Genomic DNA, 4,373 nt, shown 5'->3' on the forward strand with positions numbered 1-4,373 from the left:
GACTGGTGCAGTCGGCGGCGCGCGCGCCGGCGGGGCAGGCGGGCCGCCACGACGGCCCGCAGTGCGGCGGGGTGATGGCGCCGGGGGGGGGGGGGGCGGGGGCGGGGGCCCGGGCGCCGGGGGGGGGGGGGGCCCGCCCCCCCCCCCCCCCGCGCCGGGCCGGCGGGGGGGGGGCGGGGTTTTTTTTTTAACCCCCCCGCCCCCGGGCGGGGCGGGCCGCGGCCCGGCGGCGCGGGCGCGGCCGGTACGAGGTAGCCGACCAGGTGCGCGGCCCCGGTCGTCGGGTCGGTGTGGGCGATCACGGCGCTGTGCGCCACGGCCGGGTGGGCGTCGATGGCCGCCTGGATCTCGCCGGGCTCGATGCGCAGCCCGCGCAGCTTGATCTGGTCGTCGGCCCGACCCAGGTGCTCCAGGGTGCCGTCGCGCCGCCAGCGGGCGAGGTCGCCGGTGCGGTAGAGGCGCGAGCCCGGGGGCCCGTACGGGTCGGCGGTGAAGCGCTCGGCGGTGAGCGCGGCCCGGCCGAGGTAGCCGAGCGCGAGTTGGGCGCCGGCCAGGTACAGCTCGCCGGGCACCCCGGGCGGCACCGGGCGCAGCGTGGCGTCGAGCACCAGGGTGCGGGTGTTCCACACCGGCCGGCCGATCGGCACCCGGACCGCGGTGGCGTCGGCGGGCCCGGTGTGCCAGCCGGTGACGTCCACGGCGGCCTCGGTCGGCCCGTACAGGTTGTGCAGTTCGGCCTGCGGGGCCAGCCGCTGCCCGCCGGCGACGGCGGCCGGCGGCAGGCCCTCGCCGCTGGCGAAGACGCGGCGCAGACTGGTGCAGTCGGCGGCGCTCGCGCCGGCGGTGAAGGCGGCCAGCATCGAGGGCACGAAGTGCGCGGTGGTGATCGCCCGGTTGCGGATGAGGGCGGCGACGGCGGCCGGGTCGCGGTGGTCGTCGGGGCCCGCGACCACCAGCGTGGCGCCGGCGAGCAGCGGCCAGAACAGCTCCCACACCGACACGTCGAAGCTGGCCGGGGTCTTGTGCAGCACCCGGTCGGTGGCGTCGAGCGGGTAGCGGTCCTGCATCCAGCGCAGCCGGTTGGCGATCGCCTCGTGGGTGACCTGGACGCCCTTGGGCCGCCCGGTGGAGCCCGAGGTGTAGATGACGTACGCCGGGTCCTGCGGCAGCGGTGCGGTGGGCCGGCGACGGGGGTGGTTCGCGGGCGCGGGGTCCGTGGCCGACGGGCTCGCGGGCGACGGGCCCGCGGGGGTGGCGGCCAGCGAGATCGTCAGCAGGGGGAGGTCCGCCCCGTCACGGGCCGCGCCGACGGCGACCCGCCAGCCGTCGCCAGCGCCGAGGCCGGGGCCGGGGCCGTCGCCGAGCACACTGGCCGTACTGGCCGAGCCGAGCATGTCGGGCGTACCGGCCGAGCCAGACGTGCCGGGCGTGCCACGCGTACCGGCCGTGTTGCGCGGACCGGCCCCACCGGACGTGTCGACGGACGCGCCAGGCGTACTGGCTCCGCTCCCCACTCCCGGGAACCACTGATCGGCCAGCTCCCGCGTGGTGACCAGGGCCGTGGCACCTGCGTCCACCAGTAGGGCGGCGATCCGCTCGCGCGGCAGCTCCGGGTCGACGGGCAGATAGCCCGCACCGGTGCGCTGCACGGCGTGCAGGGCCACCACCAGGGCGGCCGAACGGGGCAGCGCGACGGCCACCACATCGCCCCGCCCGGCACCGGCGCTGCGGCCGGTGGGGGCGCCGTTCGCGGTGGCGGAGCCGGGGCCAGCGGCGGAGTGCCGCGTACGGTTCGGGCGCTGCCGGTGCGTACGGTTCGGGCGGTGTGTCACGGCGGGGTGGCTCCTGACGGGAGGGCGGGCGAGCGGGGCGAACGGTGCGGTCGGTGCGGTAAGTGCTGGTGGCGCGGGGCGCGGCGGACGCGGCTCCGGGCTGCCGTAGCGGCGGGGAGGGGCGGCAGGACGCCAGCTCATCAGTCTACGTCCCACAACCGACGCCGGCCGCCCCAGCCGGCCGTGCCCCGCCTGGGATGCCCGGGCCCGCGCTCGTACGCCCCTTCCGCCGACGCCCCCGTACGACCTTTCGTCGACGGCCGCGCCCCGCGCCCCGTACGGCCTCCCGACCACAACCGCCCCGGGGGGCCGGGGCCTGCACCGTACGGTTTCCCGACCACAACCGCCCCGGGAGGCCGGGGCCCCGCACCGTACGCCCCTCCGGCTGCAACCGCCCCGGGGACCGGACCCCGGCCCGTACCGGCAGCCCGGCCCCACCCCTCCCGTACGCCCCACCCCGCGCGCGTGCCCGGACCCGAACCCCGCCCCGCGCGCGTGCCCGGACCCCACACCGGCACAGGTGCCCCCCGCTCCCCCAGCAACGCCAAAGGCCCGCCACCGCGGTGACGGGCCTCCGGGGCTTCGTGAGTCGCCGGCGGGCCGGGGCTCGGCGGCCCGCGGGCCTGCGCGTGCCGCCCCCGCCGCCGCCCACCGGCATGCCGCGCCGCGCGCTGCTACTTCCCGCTTCCCGCCTTCTCCCGCTTCGTGGGGCGGGTGACCGGGCCGCGGCGGACGGCGCCGGGGGCGTGCCATTCGGCGCGCTTGCGGGCGCGGAGTTTAGCCGCTTCGGAGGAGTCGAGTTGCCAGGGCACCGAGGTGACCATGACGCCGGGGGTGAACAGCAGGCGGCCCTTGAGGCGCAGGGCGCTCTGGTTGTGCAGCAACTGCTCGTACCAGTGGCCCACCACGTACTCGGGGATGAAGACGCTGATCACCTCGCGCGGGCTCTCCCGGCGCAGGCTCTTCACGTAGTCGATGACCGGGCGGGTGATCTCGCGGTAGGGCGAGTCGAGGATCTTCAGCGGTACGTCGATGCCGCGCTCGCTCCACTCCGCCTTGAGCGCCTTGGTCTCGGCCGGGTCCACGCTGATGCTGATCGCTTCGAGCCGGTCGGTGCGCATCAGCTTGGCGTAGGCCAGGGCGCGCAGGGTCGGCTTGTGGACCTTGGAGACCAGCACGATGGCGTGCACCCGGGAGGGGCGGACCGAGTCCTCGGGCTCCTCGTCGGAGGCGAGTTCCTCGGCGACCCGGTCGTAGTGGCGGCGGATCGCGCTCATCGTCACGTAGAAGATGACCATGCCGAGGAGGGCGACCCAGGCGCCGTGGGTGAACTTGGTCACCAGGACGACGACCAGGACCAGGCCGGTGAAGGAGGCGCCGAAGGCGTTGATCGCCCGGGAGCGGATCATGTGGCGGCGCTTGGCCGGGTCCTTCTCGGTGCGCAGGTGGCGGTTCCAGTGCCGCACCATGCCGATCTGGCTGAGCGTGAAGGAGACGAAGACGCCGACGATGTAGAGCTGGATGAGCTTGGTGGAGTCGGCGCCGTAGACGTAGACAAGTATGGCCGCCGCGAGGGCCAGCAGCAGGATGCCGTTGGAGAAGGCGAGCCGGTCGCCGCGGGTGTGGAGTTGGCGCGGCAGGTAGCGGTCCTGGGCCAGGATCGAGCCGAGCAGCGGGAAGCCGTTGTACGCGGTGTTGGCGGCCAGGAACAGCACCAGGGCGGTGGCCGCGGCGAGCACCACGAACAGGAACGATCCATCGCCGAAGACCGCCGCGGCGACCTGCGAGATGACCGGGTCCTGGGTGAAGTCCGCACCGACCGGCACCCCGTCGTGCAGCAGGTCCTTGGCCGGGTTCTCGGCCATCTTCACGTCGGTGGCCATGGCCAGGCCGATGATCCCGCAGAACATGGTGACGGCGAAGGTGCCCATCATCAGCAGCGTGGTGGCCGCGTTCTTGCTCTTGGGCTTGCGGAAGGCGGGCACGCCGTTGCTGATGGCCTCCACGCCGGTGAGCGCGGCGCAGCCGGAGGAGAAGGCCCGCAGCAGCAGGAAGACCAGGGCGAAGCCGGCCAGGCCGGTCTTCTCGGCGTGGATCTCGTAGTCGGAGGTGGGCGCGTGCATGTCGTCGCCGAGCACCAGGCCGCGGAAGGCGCCCCAGGCGATCAGCAGGAAGACACCCACGACGAACACGTAGGTGGGGATCGCGAAGAGCTTCCCGGACTCCTTGACCCCGCGCAGGTTCATCAGGGTCAGCAGCACGATGGTGCCGACCGCGCACAGCGTCTTGTGCTCGATGACGAAGGGCACCGCGGAGCCGAGGTTCTCCACGCCGGATGAGATGGACACCGCGACCGTGAGGACGTAGTCCACCAGCAGCGCGCTGGCCACGGTCAGTCCGGCCTTGGGGCCGAGGTTGGTGGGGGGGGGCGCGGGGTGGGCCCCCCCCCCCCCGTATTAAAAAAAACCCCCCCACCCCCCCCCCCACCAAGCGCGAGAGGCCGGGGGGGGGGGGGAATAAAATATGGGGGGGGGGGGGGGG

1 protein-coding gene and 1 pseudogene are annotated in these 4,373 nt (G+C 75.1%); both read right to left on the reverse strand.

Features of this window, described 5'->3' with window-relative positions:
* Nucleotides 1-230 precede the first annotated feature (230 nt).
* A pseudogene (locus tag AAHZ94_RS29260) lies at nucleotides 231-2,585 on the reverse strand (amino acid adenylation domain-containing protein); the annotation flags it as partial.
* A complete protein-coding gene (locus AAHZ94_RS29265; RefSeq protein WP_502964819.1) occupies nucleotides 2,507-4,222 on the reverse strand; it encodes an APC family permease in 1,716 nt (571 codons plus the stop codon). The pseudogene AAHZ94_RS29260 and the gene AAHZ94_RS29265, both read right to left, overlap by 79 nt.
* Nucleotides 4,223-4,373: the final 151 nt, after the last annotated feature.

The sequence above is a fragment of the Streptomyces sp. HSW2009 genome (genome assembly GCF_040240285.1).
Lineage (GTDB): Bacteria > Actinomycetota > Actinomycetes > Streptomycetales > Streptomycetaceae > Streptomyces.